The 16,480-nt window shown below is 72.8% G+C and carries 15 protein-coding genes; 13 read left to right on the top strand and 2 right to left on the bottom strand.

From position 1 onward, the window contains the following. Positions 1 to 45 precede the first annotated feature (45 nt). The 8 genes from ABR737_RS10055 to ABR737_RS10020 all read left to right on the top strand — a co-directional run bounded on the left by ABR737_RS10055 (position 46) and on the right by ABR737_RS10020 (position 8,691). Positions 46 to 1,155 carry a quinone-dependent dihydroorotate dehydrogenase gene (locus ABR737_RS10055; RefSeq protein WP_350249839.1) on the top strand — a complete coding sequence of 370 codons (1,110 nt, stop codon included), beginning with the start codon at positions 46 to 48 and terminating at the stop codon, positions 1,153 to 1,155. Then, the gene (pyrF, locus tag ABR737_RS10050) at positions 1,152 to 2,060 is read left to right on the top strand and encodes an orotidine-5'-phosphate decarboxylase (RefSeq protein ID WP_350249838.1); all 909 of its coding nucleotides are present in this window, start codon (positions 1,152 to 1,154) and stop codon (positions 2,058 to 2,060) included. The genes ABR737_RS10055 and pyrF overlap by 4 nt, the downstream gene beginning before the upstream one ends. A 215-nt stretch (positions 2,061 to 2,275) precedes the next feature. Then, positions 2,276 to 2,599 (top strand): integration host factor, encoded by a 324-nt coding sequence (locus ABR737_RS10045; RefSeq protein ID WP_006607450.1) that lies wholly within the window; start codon positions 2,276 to 2,278, stop codon positions 2,597 to 2,599. A gap of 38 nt (positions 2,600 to 2,637) precedes the next feature. Next, positions 2,638 to 3,258, top strand: coding sequence for a guanylate kinase (gene gmk / locus ABR737_RS10040; protein WP_350249837.1), 621 nt, complete (start codon positions 2,638 to 2,640; stop codon positions 3,256 to 3,258). 71 nt (positions 3,259 to 3,329) lie between these two features. Further along, the gene (rpoZ, locus tag ABR737_RS10035; RefSeq protein WP_005319902.1) at positions 3,330 to 3,602 is read left to right on the top strand and encodes a DNA-directed RNA polymerase subunit omega; all 273 of its coding nucleotides are present in this window, start codon (positions 3,330 to 3,332) and stop codon (positions 3,600 to 3,602) included. A 129-nt stretch (positions 3,603 to 3,731) separates the two neighbouring features. Then, entirely contained in the window at positions 3,732 to 4,967 is a 1,236-nt protein-coding gene (gene coaBC, locus ABR737_RS10030; RefSeq protein ID WP_350249836.1) for a bifunctional phosphopantothenoylcysteine decarboxylase/phosphopantothenate--cysteine ligase CoaBC, read from the top strand. A 253-nt stretch (positions 4,968 to 5,220) separates the two neighbouring features. Next, positions 5,221 to 6,429: a methionine adenosyltransferase gene (gene metK, locus ABR737_RS10025; protein ID WP_350249835.1), complete on the top strand. Its 1,209-nt coding sequence runs from the start codon at positions 5,221 to 5,223 to the stop codon at positions 6,427 to 6,429. 123 nt (positions 6,430 to 6,552) lie between these two features. After that, complete coding sequence (locus ABR737_RS10020; protein WP_350249834.1) at positions 6,553 to 8,691, top strand: primosomal protein N'; 2,139 nt, start codon at positions 6,553 to 6,555, stop codon at positions 8,689 to 8,691. A gap of 129 nt (positions 8,692 to 8,820) precedes the next feature. Here ABR737_RS10020 and ABR737_RS10015 read toward each other — a convergent pair whose 3' ends face one another. Next, entirely contained in the window at positions 8,821 to 9,378 is a 558-nt protein-coding gene (locus ABR737_RS10015; protein WP_350249833.1) for a hypothetical protein, read from the bottom strand. Between the two features lie 249 nt (positions 9,379 to 9,627). Here ABR737_RS10015 and fmt point away from each other — a divergent pair, with 249 nt between their 5' ends. Both fmt and ABR737_RS10005 read left to right on the top strand, forming a co-directional pair. Further along, complete coding sequence (gene fmt / locus ABR737_RS10010; RefSeq protein WP_350249832.1) at positions 9,628 to 10,566, top strand: methionyl-tRNA formyltransferase; 939 nt, start codon at positions 9,628 to 9,630, stop codon at positions 10,564 to 10,566. A 143-nt stretch (positions 10,567 to 10,709) separates the two neighbouring features. Then, complete coding sequence (locus tag ABR737_RS10005; protein WP_350249831.1) at positions 10,710 to 12,143, top strand: RsmB/NOP family class I SAM-dependent RNA methyltransferase; 1,434 nt, start codon at positions 10,710 to 10,712, stop codon at positions 12,141 to 12,143. Positions 12,144 to 12,230: 87 nt separating this feature from the next. On the opposite strand, the gene ABR737_RS10000 is transcribed toward ABR737_RS10005, so the two are convergent. Further along, entirely contained in the window at positions 12,231 to 12,923 is a 693-nt protein-coding gene (locus ABR737_RS10000) for an SDR family oxidoreductase (RefSeq protein WP_350249830.1), read from the bottom strand. A 329-nt stretch (positions 12,924 to 13,252) separates the two neighbouring features. Here ABR737_RS10000 and ABR737_RS09995 point away from each other — a divergent pair, with 329 nt between their 5' ends. The 3 genes from ABR737_RS09995 (at position 13,253) to ABR737_RS09985 (ending at position 16,304) form a co-directional block, all read left to right on the top strand. Beyond that, a complete protein-coding gene (locus ABR737_RS09995; protein WP_350249829.1) occupies positions 13,253 to 14,161 on the top strand; it encodes a LysR family transcriptional regulator in 909 nt (302 codons plus the stop codon). A 161-nt stretch (positions 14,162 to 14,322) separates the two neighbouring features. After that, positions 14,323 to 15,006 (top strand): ribulose-phosphate 3-epimerase, encoded by a 684-nt coding sequence (gene rpe, locus ABR737_RS09990; protein ID WP_129297384.1) that lies wholly within the window; start codon positions 14,323 to 14,325, stop codon positions 15,004 to 15,006. Positions 15,007 to 15,287: 281 nt separating this feature from the next. Next, a complete protein-coding gene (locus ABR737_RS09985) occupies positions 15,288 to 16,304 on the top strand; it encodes a sugar-binding transcriptional regulator (protein WP_350249828.1) in 1,017 nt (338 codons plus the stop codon). The last annotated feature ends 176 nt before the right edge of the window (positions 16,305 to 16,480 follow it).

Genomic DNA, 16,480 nt, shown 5'->3' with positions numbered 1-16,480 from the left:
CTTCATGAGCCCTCGCACTCCTCGCCCCGGAAGGCCCACCCGACGATGTACCGCCTCTTCTTCCACCTGATCTTCAAGCGCATGGACCCCGAGCAGGCCCACCACCTGGCCTTCCGCTGGATCCAGCTGGCCGTGCGCCTCCCCGTGCTGCGCACCTTCCTGGCGGCCGCCCTCGCGCCCCGCTACCGGGAGCTGCGCACCGAGGCCCTGGGCCGCCGGATGCACGGCCCCTTCGGCCTGGCCGCCGGCTTCGACAAGAACGCCGTCGCGATCGACGGGATGACCATGCTCGGCTTCGACCATGTCGAGATCGGCACGGTCACCGCCCAGACGCAGCCCGGCAACCCCAAGAAGCGCCTGTTCCGGCTCGTGGCGGACCGCGCGCTGATCAACCGGATGGGGTTCAACAACGACGGCTCCGCGTCCGTGGCGGCCCGTCTGGCCGCCCGCAACCCCGTCTTCCCGGCCACCGTCGGCGTCAACATCGGCAAGACCAAGGTCGTGCCGGAGGACGAAGCCGTCGCCGACTACGTCACCTCCACCGAGCGGCTTGCCCGGCACGCCGACTACCTGGTCGTCAATGTCTCCTCCCCGAACACCCCGGGGCTGCGCAACCTCCAGGCCGTCGACCACCTGCGCCCGCTGCTGACGGCCGTCCGCGAGGCCGCCGACCGTACGGTCACCGGCCGCCGGGTCCCGCTGCTGGTCAAGATCGCCCCCGATCTGGCCGACGCGGACGTGGACGCGGTCGCCGATCTGGCCGTCGAGCTCGGCCTGGACGGGATCATCGCCACCAACACCACGATCGCCCGCGAGGGCCTGGGCCTGACCTCGGACCCGGCGCTGACCGCCGAGACCGGCGGCCTGTCCGGCGCGCCCGTCAAGGAGCGCTCCCTGGAGGTGCTGCGCCGCCTCTACGCCCGCGTCGGCGGCACGGTCACCCTCATCGGGGTGGGCGGCATCGAGAACGCCGAGGATGCCTGGCAGCGCATCCTGGCCGGCGCCACCCTGGTCCAGGGCTACAGCGCCTTCATCTACCAGGGCCCGTTCTGGTGCCGCGCGATCCACAAGGGCCTCGCCGCCCGTCTGCGCAACAGCCCGTACGCCACCCTCGCCGACGCGGTCGGCGCCGAGCACAAGAAGGTGACCGCATGACCGAGCCCTTCGGCGCCCGCCCGTCGCCCGACCACCACCCCTCACCGAGGCCCTCCGGGCCGCAGGATTCGTCTGCGAACCCCTTCGGCGCCCGCCTGCGCCGCGCCATGGACGAGCGCGGCCCGCTCTGCGTCGGCATCGACCCGCACGCCTCGCTGCTGGCCGACTGGGGCCTGAACGACGATGTCGCGGGCCTGGCGCGGTTCACCCGGACCGTCGTGGAGGCCCTGGGCGAGACGGTCGCACTTTTCAAGCCACAATCCGCGTTCTTCGAGCGCTTCGGCTCCCGCGGCCTCGCCGTCCTGGAGACCGCAGTCGAGGAGGCGCGCGAGCGCGGGGCCCTGGTGCTGATGGACGCCAAGCGCGGCGACATCGGCTCCACCATGGCCGCCTACGCCGAGACCTACCTGCGCAAGGACTCGCCGCTGTTCTCCGACGCGCTGACCGTTTCCCCGTACCTCGGGTACGGCTCACTGAAGCCGGCCGTCGACCTGGCACGCGAGAACGGCGCCGGGCTCTTCGTCCTCGCCCTCACCTCGAACCCGGAGGGCGCCGAGGTCCAGCGGGCGGTGCGCGAGGACGGCCGCACGCTCGCCGCGACCATGCTCGGCCACCTCGCCGCCGAGAACGCCGGTGCCGAGCCGCTGGGCTCCTTCGGCGCGGTCGTCGGCGCCACGCTCGGCGATCTCTCCTCGTTCGACCTGGCGATCAACGGCCCGCTGCTCGCCCCCGGCATCGGCGCCCAGGGCGCCACCCCCGCCGACCTCCCGAAGGTCTTCGGTGACGCCGTGCGCAACGTCGTGCCGAGCGTCAGCCGGGGGGTGCTGCGGCACGGTCCGGACACCTCCGCGCTGCGCGCCGCGGCGGACCGATTCGCCGGCGAAGTGCGCACCGCGCTCGATTGAGAGCCTTCCGACGGGGACTTTGGTCCCGAATTGTCCTGGTCAGCAGAGTCTGACCAGGACTTTTCGCTTGTTCTCGCTGACTCCGGCGCACTCTGGCGCTAGTCTCCGACGAGAGCACTGCACGTAAGCGCGTTGCTCGTTGCTCCGCAGGTGCGGGGTGACTAGGTTCCACACTGGTCCGTATCCGACAGTTCGACATCCGAGGTGACGTAGGCGTGGCTCTTCCGCCCCTTACCCCTGAACAGCGCGCAGCCGCGCTCGAGAAGGCCGCCGCGGCTCGCCGGGAGCGCGCCGAGGTCAAGAATCGGCTCAAGCACTCCGGTGCTTCCCTCCATGAGGTCATCAAGCAGGGCCAGGAGAACGACGTCATCGGCAAGATGAAGGTCTCCGCGCTCCTTGAGTCCCTGCCCGGCGTCGGCAAGGTCCGCGCCAAGCAGATCATGGAACGGCTCGGGATCTCCGAGAGCCGCCGTGTCCGGGGTCTTGGCTCCAACCAGATCGCGTCGCTGGAGCGCGAGTTCGGCAGCACTGCTTCCTGAATTTTCCGGCATCACCGGGAAGCTGGAATAATCGCTGCATGAGTTCTGCAGTCTCCGGGGGGACGACCCCCGCGCCCCCGGCCAGACAACCGCGACTGACCGTGCTCTCCGGCCCCTCCGGGGTCGGCAAGAGCACGGTCGTCGCGCATATGCGCAAGGTCCACCCCGAGGTCTGGCTCTCGGTTTCGGCCACCACCCGCAAGCCGCGGCCCGGGGAGCGGCACGGTGTCCACTACTTCTTCGTCGACGACGGGGAATTCGACAAGCTCGTCGCCAACGGCGAGCTGCTCGAATGGGCCGAGTTCGCGGGCAACCGGTACGGCACCCCCCGCACGGCGGTGCTGGACCGCCTGGAGTCCGGGGAGCCGGTCCTGCTGGAGATCGACCTGCAGGGCGCCCGCCAGGTCCGCGAGTCCATGGCGGAAGCGCATCTGGTCTTCCTGGCCCCGCCGAGCTGGGACGAGCTGGTCCGCCGGCTCACCGGCCGGGGCACGGAGGCGCCGGAGGTCATCGAGCGCCGGCTGGCCGCCGCCAGGATCGAACTGGCAGCGGAGAAGGAGTTCGATACGACGCTTGTCAACACCTCCGTCGAGGACGTCAGCCGTGAGCTGCTAGCCTTGATGCTGGACAGGTCCGGAGACGAGAACACCAGCGGCTGACCGCGTAGCTCCCCGGACCGTCGAAGACTTTGCGTTACCCCCCTGCTTCATCCCCCTTCGGAAGGTAGAGAGTGTCCTCTTCCATCACCGCACCCGAGGGCATCATCAACCCGCCCATTGATGAGCTTCTCGAGGCCACCGATTCGAAGTACAGCCTGGTGATCTACGCCGCCAAGCGCGCGCGTCAGATCAACGCGTACTACTCGCAGCTCGGCGAGGGCCTGCTCGAGTACGTCGGCCCGCTCGTGGACACCCACGTCCACGAGAAGCCCCTGTCGATCGCGCTGCGCGAGATCAACGCGGGCCTGCTGACCTCCGAGGCCATCGAGGGCCCGGCCCAGTAAGCAGCGGCATCCTTCGCCAAGGGCCCGGCGGAGCTCCCCCAGCTAACGCTGGGAGGGGCCCCAGCCGGGCCCTTGGTGTGTCATAGGGGCAATACACGTAGGGACCGAGGCCCGGGGAGCGGCGAAGCGATGGACAGGCGTGAGCGGGAGCGGCCCAGGGTCGTCCTGGGGGTGAGCGGCGGGATCGCCGCCTACAAGGCGTGCGAGCTGCTGCGGCGGCTGACCGAGTCCGGGCACGACGTACGGGTCGTGCCGACCGCCTCGGCGCTGCACTTCGTCGGGGAGGCCACCTGGTCGGCGCTGTCCGGCAAGCCGGCAGGCACCGAGGTCTGGGAGTCCGTCCACGAGGTCCCGCACGTCCGGATCGGCCAGGCCGCCGACCTGGTCGTGGTGGCCCCCGCCACCGCCGATCTGCTCGCCAAGGCGGCCCATGGCCTGGCCGACGACCTGCTGACCAACACTCTGCTCACCGCGCGCTGTCCGGTGATCTTCGCCCCGGCGATGCACACCGAGATGTGGGAGCACCCCGCCACCCAGGAGAACGTCGCCACGCTGCGGCGCCGCGGCGCCCTCGTGATCGACCCGGCGGTCGGCCGGCTGACCGGCGTCGACACCGGCAAGGGCCGCTTCCCCGACCCGGCCGAGATCTTCGCCTTCTGCCGCCGGGTGCTGGCCCGCGGCGACCGGGCGGCGGAGCAGGATCTCGCCGGCCGCCGCGTCGTGGTCAGCGCGGGCGGCACCCGCGAGCCGCTGGACCCCGTCCGCTACCTGGGCAACCGCTCCTCCGGCAAGCAGGGCTACGCGCTCGCCCGTACGGCGGCGGCCCGCGGCGCCCGGGTCACGCTGATCGCCGGCAACACCGAGCTGCCCGATCCGGCCGGGGTGGACGTGATCCGCATCGGCACCGCCCGTCAGCTCCACGAGGCGGTGCTGAAGGCCGCCGCGGACGCCGACGCGGTGATCATGGCCGCCGCCGTCGCCGATTTCCGGCCTGCCGTCTACGCCGATGGCAAGATCAAGAAGGTCGAAGGGAAGGAGCCGGAACCGGTCACTCTGGTCCGAAATCCGGACATCCTTGCCGAACTCTCCGCCGAGCGGGCCCGACCGGGACAGCTCGTGGTCGGCTTCGCCGCGGAGACCGATGACGTGCTCGCCAACGGTCGCGCCAAGCTGTCCCGCAAGGGCTGTGACCTGCTGGTCGTCAATGAGGTCGGCGAGCACAAGACCTTCGGTTCGGCGGAGAACGAGGCGGTGATCCTGGCGGCCGACGGAACCGAGACCCCGGTCCCGTACGGCCCCAAGGAAGACCTGGCCGACACGGTCTGGGACCTGGTCGCGCCCCGCCTGGCCGATACCCGCCCCTGACACGCCCGCAAGGACCCCGGAGTCACCCTGCCGGCCGCCTAAACTCCGGCATGTCCCCTTGACCCGGCCCATACTCGAGGTGATCGTCCTACCGAGGGCCGTGGTGTCCCAGGTCACGGGGGGTCCATAAATCGAGACCGCGTGCCCGAACGCCGCACACGACCGATAAACTGGCGAGTGGATCGGGCCGAGCGCAGCTCTCGGCCCTTCCGCCAATGATCAGCCAGCAGCCGCTGCAACCCCAGGGAGCGATGTGTCCCGCCGCCTGTTCACCTCGGAGTCCGTCACCGAGGGCCACCCCGACAAGATCGCTGACCAGATCAGCGACACCATCCTCGACGCTCTCCTCAAGGAAGACCCGACCTCCCGGGTCGCCGTGGAGACGTTGATCACCACCGGCCTGGTGCATGTGGCCGGCGAGGTGACGACGAAGGCGTACGCCGACATCCCCAACCTCGTCCGCAACAAGATCCTGGACATCGGTTACGACTCGTCCAAGAAGGGCTTCGACGGCGCTTCCTGTGGCGTCTCGGTGTCCATCGGTGCGCAGTCCCCGGACATCGCCCAGGGTGTCGACACCGCGTACGAGAACCGCGTCGAGGGCGACGACGACGAGCTGGACAAGCAGGGCGCCGGCGACCAGGGCCTGATGTTCGGCTACGCCTGCGACGAGACCCCGGAGCTGATGCCGCTCCCGATCAACCTCGCGCACCGCCTGTCCAAGCGCCTGTCCGAGGTCCGCAAGAACGGCACCATCCCCTACCTCCGCCCCGACGGCAAGACCCAGGTCACCATCGAGTACGACGGTCACAAGGCCGTCCGCCTCGACACCGTCGTGGTCTCCTCCCAGCACGCCAGCGACATCGACCTCGACTCGCTGCTCGCTCCCGACATCCGCGAGTTCGTCGTCGAGCACGTCCTGGCCCAGCTGGTCGAGGACGGCATCAAGCTGGACACCGACGGCTACCGGCTGCTGGTCAACCCGACCGGCCGCTTCGAGATCGGCGGCCCCATGGGTGACGCCGGCCTCACCGGCCGCAAGATCATCATCGACACCTACGGCGGCATGGCCCGCCACGGCGGCGGTGCCTTCTCCGGCAAGGACCCGTCCAAGGTCGACCGCTCGGCCGCCTACGCGATGCGCTGGGTCGCCAAGAACGTCGTCGCCGCCGGCCTCGCGGCCCGCTGCGAGGTCCAGGTCGCCTACGCCATCGGCAAGGCCGAGCCGGTCGGTCTCTTCGTCGAGACCTTCGGCACCGCCACCGTCGACACCGACAAGATCGAGCAGGCCATCGGCGAGGTCTTCGACCTCCGCCCGGCCGCCATCATCCGCGACCTCGATCTGCTCCGCCCGATCTACGCCCAGACCGCCGCCTACGGCCACTTCGGCCGTGAGCTGGAGGACTTCACCTGGGAGCGCACCGACCGGGTGGAGGCGCTGAAGAAGGCCGCGGGTCTCTAGGACTCCCCGGTTTTCGAACCGCCCGTGTAGTGGCCGACGGCCCCGGATCGCCCCAGTGGTCCGGGGCCGTCGGCTGTCCACAGGCACCCCGCGCTGTCGGTGCCATCTGCTAAGACTGATGCTGTGAGCAGGGAGAACGGGCAACCGGAGGCGGGGGCGTCGGGTGCGGGCGAGCAGTTGGCCCTCATCCGGGAGGCCGTGCGGGAGACCAAGGCGGAGCGGGCCAAGCCGCGGACGTGGCGGGGCGCCGAGCTGGCCGCCGGGCTGCCGGTGGCGCGGGTGCTGGTCGACAAGGGGCTGGTGCACCTCGACCGCTATTTCGATTACGCGGTACCCGCGGCGATGGATGCCGAGGCCCAGCCCGGAGTGCGGGTGCGGGTGCGCTTCGGGGCGGGGGAGAAGGGCGGCCGTCGTGAGGGCGGCAAGCTGGTCAGCGGATTCATCGTGGAGCGGGCCGCGGAGAGCGACTATCGCGGGGTGCTCGCCCCGATCGCGCAGGTGCTGTCGTCCGAGCGGGTGCTGACGCCCGAGCTGCTGGGGCTGTGCCGGGCGGTGGCGGACCGCTATGCCGGGACGCTCGCCGATGTGGTGCAGCTGGCCGTGCCGCCGCGCCGGGCGCGGGCGGAGGCCAAGCCGTCGCCGGCCCCGCTTCCGCCCAACGACGCACCCGAGCCCGGCAGTTGGGCGCGCTACGGCGCGGGCCCCGGGTTCCTGGCGGCGCTGACACGGGGGGATGTGCCGCGGGCGGTGTGGACGGCGCTGCCCGGGGCGACCTGGCCGCAGGAGCTGGCGCGAGCGGTGGCCGCGGCGCTGGCCGGCGGGCGTGGCGCGCTGGTGGTGGTGCCGGACGGGCGCGCCGCGGCGCGGGTGGACGCGGCCCTCGGCGAGCTGATCGGGGAGGGCCGGCATGTGCTGCTGACCGCCGATGCCGGGCCCGAGGAGCGCTACCGCCGTTGGCTGGCGGTCAGCCGTGGCGCGGTGCGCGCCGTGGTCGGCACGCGCGCGGCGATGTTCGCGCCGGTCGCCGGCCTGGGCCTGGTCGCCCTGTGGGACGACGGGGACGCCAGCCACAGTGATCCGCATGCGCCCCAGCCGCACGCCCGTGAGGTCCTTGTCCAGCGGTCGGTCAACGAGCGCGCCGGATTTCTGCTGGGCGGGCTGAGCTGCACGGTCGAGGCGGCCCAGCTCGTCGAGACCGGCTGGGCGCGCCCGCTGACCGCCGAGCGCGAGCAGGTGCGCAGTGCTGCGCCGCTGGTGCGTACGGTCAGCGACGGTGACGAGGCGCGGGACGCCGCGGCGCGCGCCGCCCGGCTGCCGACGATGGCCTGGCAGGTGATGCGCGAGGGCCTGCGGCGCGGGCCGGTGCTCGTCCAGGTGCCGCGCCGGGGGTATGCGCCCCGCCTGGCCTGCGAACGCTGCCGTACTCCCGCGCGCTGCCGGGCCTGTGCGGGCCCGCTGGAGTCGCAGGACGCGGGCGAGCTGGCCTGCGCCTGGTGCGGCCGGCCCGAGCCGGACTGGCACTGTGCCGAGTGCGGGGGTGCGCGGCTGCGGGCTCAGGTCGTGGGGGCGCGGCGGACGGCGGAGGAGCTGGGCCGGGTGTTCCCGTCGGTCCCGGTGCGCACCTCGGGGCGTGATCATGTGCTGGCAACGGTTCCGGGGGCGCCCGCGCTCGTGGTGAGCACACCGGGCGCGGAGCCGGTGGCCGAGGACGGCGGATACGCGGCGGCCCTGCTGCTGGACGGCTGGGCGCTGCTGGGGCGGCCGGACCTGCGGGCGGGGGAGGAGGCGCTGCGCCGCTGGCTGGGCGCCGCCGCGCTGGTCCGCGGTCAGGCGGAGGGCGGCACCGTCGCGGTGATCGCGGAGCCGACGCTGCGGCCGGTGCAGGCGCTGGTGCGCTGGGACCCGGCCGGCCATGCGGTCCGCGAGCTTGCCGAACGGGCCGAGCTGGGCTTCCCTCCGGTGTCGCGGATGGCCTCGGTGGCCGGCCGCGCGGAGGATGTCGTCGCATTGCTGAAAGACGCCGGACTCCCCGAGGGCGCCGAGGTGTTGGGGCCCGTTCCGCTGCCGGCGTCGGACCCCGCGCGCCCGCGCCGCCCCGGCGACCCTCCGCCGGGCGAGCAGTGGGAACGCGCGCTGGTCCGCGTCCGCCCCGGCCAGGGTGCCGCCCTCGCTGCGGCGCTCAAGGCCGCCCGCGCGGCCCGGCTGGTCAAGCGGGAGGGCGAGGCGGTGCGGGTACGGATCGACCCGCCCGATCTGGGCTGAGGCGCCCGGGTGCTGCCGGGCATGGCGGCGCCCTCGGACATGGCGCCGCCCCGGGACCGCTGTCGGCGGGTGGTCCCGGGGCGTTGGCGAGCGGCGGGGGGAGCCAAGGGCGCTCGGTGCCGGGGTGGTTCAGCCGTTGCGGGGGCCGGGGAAGGCGCCCGGGCGGGCCGGCTCGTCGCGGGCGACCGCGGAGGACTGGGCGGGCATGGCGCGGGCGGCCGGGACGGACGGGGAGCCGGGCAGGCCCGCGGTCATGGTCACCGCACGGCTCGCGGCGGCGGCATCGGGCGAACGCACCGTCGGCTCACCGCCGTTGCTCTCCGCGGAGGGCTGGGCGGCGGCCCGGCGGGCACCGTAACGGCGGTGCACCGCCTGCTTGGTGACGCCGAGTGCCGAGCCCACCGCGTCCCAGGAGAATCCCAGCGAACGGTCGAAGTCGACCGCGGCCGTGACCAGGGTTTCGACGCTGTCCCGCAGCTCCTGGGCGAGGCGCACCGTCGGGGCGGGGGCGCGTCCGTAGACGACGAAGCCTGCGGAGGGGCCCGTGCGCCGCGGCCGGTAGACGTTGCCGAGCTGAGCGGTCAGCGTGCGCAGTGCGTCCACCTGCCGGCGCACCCGTTCGATGTCCCGCACCAGGAGATGCAGGCTGGCGCGCGCCTGGGCGTCGTGGGTTGCGTGGTCGGCCATGAGCAAGCCTCTCGAACCGGCGTGGAAAAGGAAGAGTGAAAGGGAGCGGGCCGCCAAAGCGGCCCGGTCCGGGTCAATGCTGTTTGACCAACGCGACAGCAGCGGCTCTGGTCACGGTATGGGGGCGCACGAGCTTCCGTACAAGGCGCGGGAAACGCCGTACGCCCCCTGATCCACCGCCCATGGCCTGGGACGGTCCCCGTAGACTGGTGTGTCGTTCCGCTGCGTGTGAGAGGTAGATCGCCACCCATGAGGCTCGTCTTCGCCGGCACCCCCGAGGTCGCCGTACCCGCCCTCGATGCCCTGCTCGCCTCGGACCGGCACGAGGTCGTGGCCGTCGTCACCCGGCCCGACGCGCCCGCGGGGCGCGGCCGGAGGCTGGTCGCCAGCCCCGTCGCGGAGCGGGCGGAGGAGGCGGGCATCGAGGTGCTCAAGCCCGTCAAGCCGCGCGACGAGGACTTCCTGGCCCGGCTGCGGGAGATCGCGCCGGACTGCTGCCCGGTGGTTGCCTACGGGGCGCTGCTGCCGAAGGCCGCGCTCGACATTCCCGCCAAGGGGTGGGTCAATCTGCACTTCTCGCTGCTGCCCGCGTGGCGGGGCGCGGCGCCAGTGCAGCATGCGGTGCTGGCGGGGGACGAGGTGACCGGCGCCTCGACGTTCCAGATCGAGACCGGACTGGACTCCGGCCCGGTCTTCGGGGTGCTGACCGAGGAGGTCCGGCCGACCGATACCAGCGGCGATCTGCTCACCCGGCTGGCATTCGCCGGTTCCGGGCTGCTGGTGGCGACGATGGACGGCATCGAGGACGGCACGCTGCAGGCGGTGCCGCAGCCGCCCGAGGGGGTCACCCTCGCGCCGAAGATCGAGGTCGAGGACGCCAAGGTGGACTGGGCGGCGCCCGCGCTGCGGGTCGACCGGGTGATCCGCGGCTGTGCGCCCGCGCCGGGGGCCTGGACGGTCTTCCGCGGCGAGCGCCTCAAGCTGATGTCGGCCGCTGACGCAGCCGGCCACACCGAGCCCGCCCTCGCACCCGGCGAACTCGCCGTGACCAAGAAGGCGGTGTACGCCGGTACCGGCAGCCACCCCGTCGAACTCGGCTGGGTCCAGCCGCAGGGCAAGAAGCCGATGAAGGCGGCCGATTGGGCGCGCGGGGTGCGGATCGAGAGCGGGGAGCGGCTGGGGGACTGAGCCCCCGCGTCCGCTGCCAGGGGCCGGCAGCCGCCGGAGGGCGGCGGGCCCCGGGGTCCGGCTCCGGCCTCTCCGCGCGGTCCGCCCGCGTGCCCGCGTAGGCTGGGAGGGACCCCTCATCTCGTATCCGGAGCACCTTTTCTGTGAGCCAGCAGCCGCGCCGCCGCCCCAGCAAGCCCCACCGCCGCCCGCAGAAGGACCCGGTCAGGGTCCTCGCGTTCGAGGCGTTGCGGGCCGTCGACGAGCGGGACGCGTACGCGAACCTCGTGTTGCCGCCGTTGTTGCGCAAGGCACGCGAGGGCGGCGACTTCGACGCCCGGGACGCGGCGCTGGCGACGGAGCTGGTCTACGGCTCGCTGCGGTGGCAGGGCACGTATGACGCGGTCATCGCGCGCTGTGTGGACCGGCCGCTGCGGGAGGTGGACCCGCCGGTCCTGGACGTGCTGACCCTCGGGGCGCACCAGTTGCTCGGCACCCGCATTCCGACGCACGCCGCGGTGAGCGCCAGCGTCGAGCTGGCGCGGGTGGTGCTGGGCGACGGGCGGGCGAAGTTCGTCAACGCGGTGCTGCGCAAGGTCGCGGCCCATGACCTGGACGGCTGGCTGGAGCAGGTCGCCCCGGAGTACGACGAGGACCCCGAGGACCACCTCGGCATCGTGCATGCGCACCCCCGCTGGATCGTCTCGGCGCTCTGGGACGCGCTCGGTGGGGGCCGGGCCGGCATCGAGGACCTGCTGGAGGCGGACAACGAACGCCCCGAGGTGACGTTGGTGGCCCGGCCGGGACGGGCCACCACCGAGGAGCTTCTGTCGGCGGCCGGCGAGGAGCGGGCGCTCCCCGGGCGCTGGTCCCCGTATGCGGTGCGGCTCGCGGAGGGCGGGGAGCCGGGCGCCTTGGGCCCGGTGAGCGAAGGGCGCGCCGGGGTGCAGGACGAGGGCAGCCAGCTCGTCGCCCTCGCGCTGGCGAACGCACCCGTCGAGGGCCCCGACCGCGCCTGGCTCGACGGCTGTGCGGGCCCCGGCGGCAAGGCGGCGCTGCTGGCGGCGCTCGCGGCCGAGCGCGGTGCCGCCCTGCTGGCCTCGGAGAAGCAGCCGCACCGTGCACGTCTGGTGGCGCGGGCGCTCGACGGCAACCCCGGTCCGTATGCGGTCATCACCGCCGACGGCACCCGCCCGGCCTGGCGGCCCGCCTCCTTCGACCGGGTGCTGGTCGACGTGCCGTGCACCGGTCTGGGGGCCCTGCGCCGCCGTCCGGAGGCGCGCTGGCGCCGCCGCCCCGAGGACCTGGACGGTTTCGCCCCGCTGCAGCGCGAACTGCTTCGGCAGGCGCTCGCGGCCGTACGGGTCGGCGGCGTCGTCGGCTATGCGACCTGCTCGCCGCATCCGGCCGAGACCCGGGCCGTGGTGGACGACGTCCTCAAGGGGCGGGGCGGTGAGCCGGTGCAGGTGGAGTGGATCGACGCCCGCCCGCTGATGCCCGGCGTCCCGGCGCTCGGCGACGGCCCGGACGTCCAGCTGTGGCCGCATCTGCACGGCACGGACGCGATGTATCTGGCACTGCTGCGCCGGACCGGCTGAGCGCAGCGCGCTTCTCTTCAGCAGGAACAACGGCTCGGCGGGGTCCGGTCGGGACCTGTCAGTCCCGGTCGGGCCCGGTCACGGCGTCTACCAGGGCACGACCTGCCCCTGGTAGTCGACGAAGTGCAGACCGGGCTCTCGGTGGTGCTCGATCGTCTCCACCACCCCGGGAACGCTCTCCTCCACGCTGAGCTCGGCCTCAGGACCGCCGAGTTCGGTGCGTACCCAGCCAGGGTTGACGAGGAGCAGTCTGTGCGTGTCCTCGGCATAGCGGACGGCGTAGCTGCGCATCAGCTGGTTCAGGGCGGACTTGCTGGCCCGGTACAGATCCTGGCCGCCCTCGGTGTTCAGGGTGATGCTCCCCTGGTCGGAGGACATGACGCCGATGGTCCCGTGGGGCGCGACCAGCGGGCGCAGGGATTCCACGACGCGCATCGGGCTGAGGGCGTTGGTGACCATGACCTCGGTGAACATGTCCGTCGGGACCTCGCCGATCGGGATGTCGCCGCGCGTGATGGCGGCGTTGACGAAGAGCAGGTCGAGGGTGTGCCGGGCCAGCCGGTCGCGCAGTGCCGAGATCTGCTCCGGCTCGGTCATCTCCAGCGACTCGATGGTCAGCCGTCCACCGGACGTTTCGGCCAGGTCGTGGAGACCGGTGCGCCGGCTGCCGCGGACCGTGCCGATGACGTCCCAGCCGCGGCGCAGGTACTCGGCGGCGATCCCGAGGCCCAGGGTCCGGGAGGCCCCGATGACGAGGGCGGTCTTGCGGATGTCGGTCATGTGATTCCTCTTGTGGGTCAGGGCGGGTGGATCAGGACGCGTTGGTCAGGACGCGTGGGTCAGGACTGTGGGGTAAGGGCATATGGGCCGGGGCTGCTGCGAAGCCTCGTTGACCTGGCCGGTGAACGTGGCGGCACGGCCGTCCAACGGAGGCCGTGCGTGGACCACTTGACGGTTCAGCACCTCGGGCATGAGGTGCGCCGTGCCGCGGGGCGGAGGTCCGCGTGGGTGCCGCCCGCCGGAGGGGCGAGGGCGATCATGAGGTCAGTCTCCGAGGGGTTCCGCCCGGGCGTCCAATACCCTTTCCGTCACGTTGATACCTTTCGGGCATGGATTTGGATCTGCGCAAGCTCCGCTATTTCGTCGCGGTGGCCGAGCACCGGCAGTTCGGCCGGGCGGCACAGGCGTTGTTCATCGCGCAGCCGGTCCTCAGCCGGCAGATCCGCGCGTTCGAGCAGGAGTTGGGCTGCCTGCTGTTCACACGGACCACGCGCAGCGTCGAACTGACCGCCGCGGGGCGGCAGTTGTACGACGAGGCGCGCAGGATCAGCACGGTGGTGGAGGCGGCGCTGCGGCGCGTGCACGAGGCCGAGCGGGGCGCGCAGCGGCTCGTCGTCGCCTTCTCGCCCGGCCTGCGTGTGTCGGAGGCGATCCGGGCGTTCACGGCGAGCCACCCGAACGTCGAGATCGATGTGTTTCCGCTGCGCTGGTGGGAGCAGGACGCGCCGCTCCGTGACGGCCGCGCGCATGTCGGATACCTCCGGCGCCCCTTCGACGACGCGGGGCTGCGCACCGTCCCCATCGGTCACGAGACCAAGGTCGCGTGCCTGCCCGTGACCCATCGGCTGGCCGGTCGTCGCACCCTCACGTCGGCCGCTCTCGACGGCGAGCCGGTCCTCGACGTCAGGACGCGGCGGACCTCCTCACTGGAGGAGAAGTTCGAGCTCATCGCCTCCGGGCAGGGCCTCGCACTCGTCCCCCTCAGCGTCGCGGCGTCGTACTCCCGCCCCGATCTCGTCTACCTGCCCGTCACCGATGCCCCGCCCGTCGAGACCTGCCTGGCGGTCCCGGAGGACAACTGCGCGGGCCCCGTACCGGACTTCCTGAACATCGCCACCGCAACGCTGCGCCGACAGGGCGGCGAGACGAAGGCGGAGGGAGCCGGGGCCGCGAGCCCGGCGCCCGGCGGCAGCGGCCGCCCGGGCGGAGAACCGGTGCGCGCGGCGTCCGCGGACTGACCGAGCGGGCGGGGCGCCAGGCGGAGCACCAGCACGGGTGAGCGCTCTTCGGCGCCTTCGAGGCCTGCACTCCGCGTCCGGGGGTGCCGGGTGTCCCAGGCCCGCCGAGCCCCGTCCCTCCCGCCGCCGCTCGCTCCCGGCCCGCACGCCATACTGGGGGCATGGCCTTGATCAACCCCAGCATCCTGTCCGCAGACTTCGCCCGCCTCGCCGAGGAGGCGCAGGCCGTCAAGGGCGCCGACTGGCTGCACGTCGACGTCATGGACAACCACTTCGTCCCGAACCTCACCCTTGGTGTGCCGGTGGTCGAGTCGCTGAGCAAGGCGACGGACACCCCCCTCGACCTGCATCTGATGATCGAGGACCCGGACCGCTGGGCGCCGCAGTACATCGAGGCCGGAGCCGGGTCGGTGACCTTCCACGTGGAGGCGGCGGCCGCGCCGGTGCGGCTGGCGCGGGAGATCCGGGCCAAGGGCGCGCGGGCGTCGATGGCGCTGAAGCCGGCCACGCCGATCGAGCCGTACGAGGACCTGCTTCCCGAGCTCGACATGGTGCTGATCATGACCGTGGAGCCCGGCTTCGGCGGCCAGGCGTTCCTGGACATCATGCTGCCGAAGATCCGCCGCACCCGTGAACTGATCTCCCGGCACGGCCTGCAGCTGGGGCTCCAGGTGGACGGCGGGGTCTCGGCGGCCACCATCGAGCGGTGCGCCGAAGCGGGCGCCGATGTGTTCGTGGCGGGCTCCGCGGTGTACGGCGCGGACGACCCGGCCAAGGCGGTCCGGGACCTGCGCGAGCAGGCCGAGACGGCGACCGCGGCGGCGGGCTGGGGCTGCGCGCACTGAGCGCGCGGGCCTGTCGTCGAAGTCCCGTCGTTCGCCCGTAGGGCAGGCGGGAGGGAAGACAGGCCCTGGAGGCGGGAGCCGGCGGCCCGGCTGATTCACGCCACGGGAATCCGCCGTGGCGGGGGCTCTGCTGCCCGTTGTACGGGGGGTAACCGAGCGTTCACGAGGGTCGGGGCGGTCATGGTCCCCGTTGCCGCCGGGTTTCTGAAAGGATGAGCAAAGACTCGATCAGATGCGCAAAAGGGGAGAATTTCGTGGTAGCCAGCCGCCCACAGTCCGGAATGGGCCCTGCCGAGCTGGTGCAGGCCGCGGCCATGGCCCGCCGTTTCTATCTTGAGGGCAAGTCGAAGATCCAGATCGCGGAGGAGTTCGGCGTCAGCCGGTTCAAGGTCGCGCGGGTGCTGGAGACCGCCCTGGAACGTGATCTCGTACGGATCGAGATCCGGGTGCCCTCCGAGCTGGACGCCGAACGCTCCGACGCTCTGCGGGCCCGCTACGGCCTGCGGCACGCGGTCGTCGTCGAGTCGCCCGCGGACGCTCCCCCCGCCTTCGGCGTGCAGAACCCGCCCGACGACGCCGCCGACCCGGAGAACCTCGGCGAGGTGGCCGCCGATCTGCTCGGTGAGCTGGTCACCGAGGGCGATGTGCTGGGGCTGGCGTGGGGCCGGTCGACCATTCATATGGCGGCCGCGCTGCACCGCCTCCCGCCGTGCACCGTGGTGCAGTTGACCGGTGTCTACGACGCCGGTACCGCCGACCGCGGCTCGGTCGAGGCGGTGCGCCGTGCGGCCGATGTCGCCGGCGGCGAGGCGCATCCGATCTACGCGCCGATGCTGCTGCCCGACTCGGCGACCGCCGAGGCGCTGCGCCGCCAGACCGGGATCGCCCGCGCGTTCGACTACTTCGACAAGGTCACCGTCGCCTGCGTCTCCATCGGTTCCTGGGAACCGGGCGTCTCGACCGTCTACGACATGCTGTCGGAGCAGGAACGGGAGCACTACGCCTCGCTCGGGGCGGCCGCCGAGATGTCGGCGCACCTCTTCGATGCCGAAGGGCGCCGTATCGGCCGGGACCTCGGCGAGCGCTGCATCACCGTCGAGGCGGACCGGCTCCGCCGTATCCCGGAGGTCGTCGCCATCGCCGGCGGCCGGCGCAAGGCCGACGCGATCGGCGCGGTGCTCCGCTCCGGCCTGGTGACCAGCCTGGTCACGGACACCGCCGCGGCCGACCACCTGCTGCTGGAGACCGGTCCCGGACCGCGCCCCGCACTGGACCGGGCGGACCCTGACGGGGCGTGACCCACGCCGGGCGGGACGCGGCGGCGGACGGCCCCGCGTGACCGCCCCACCGGGCAGCCGCCCCACCCGTGCGTGAGCGCGCCCGCCCGTGCGGACCGCCCCGGCGCCTCGCGACCCCGCCCCTGCGCGACCGCCCCGCCGCCCGCCCCGTGCACCCCCGGCGCCGGTCATCGACG

This window comes from Streptomyces sp. Edi2, from assembly GCF_040253635.1.
GTDB lineage: Bacteria > Actinomycetota > Actinomycetes > Streptomycetales > Streptomycetaceae > Streptomyces.
The sequence above is the reverse complement of the archived record's forward strand: the minus strand, read 5'-3'. Positions and strand labels throughout refer to the sequence as shown.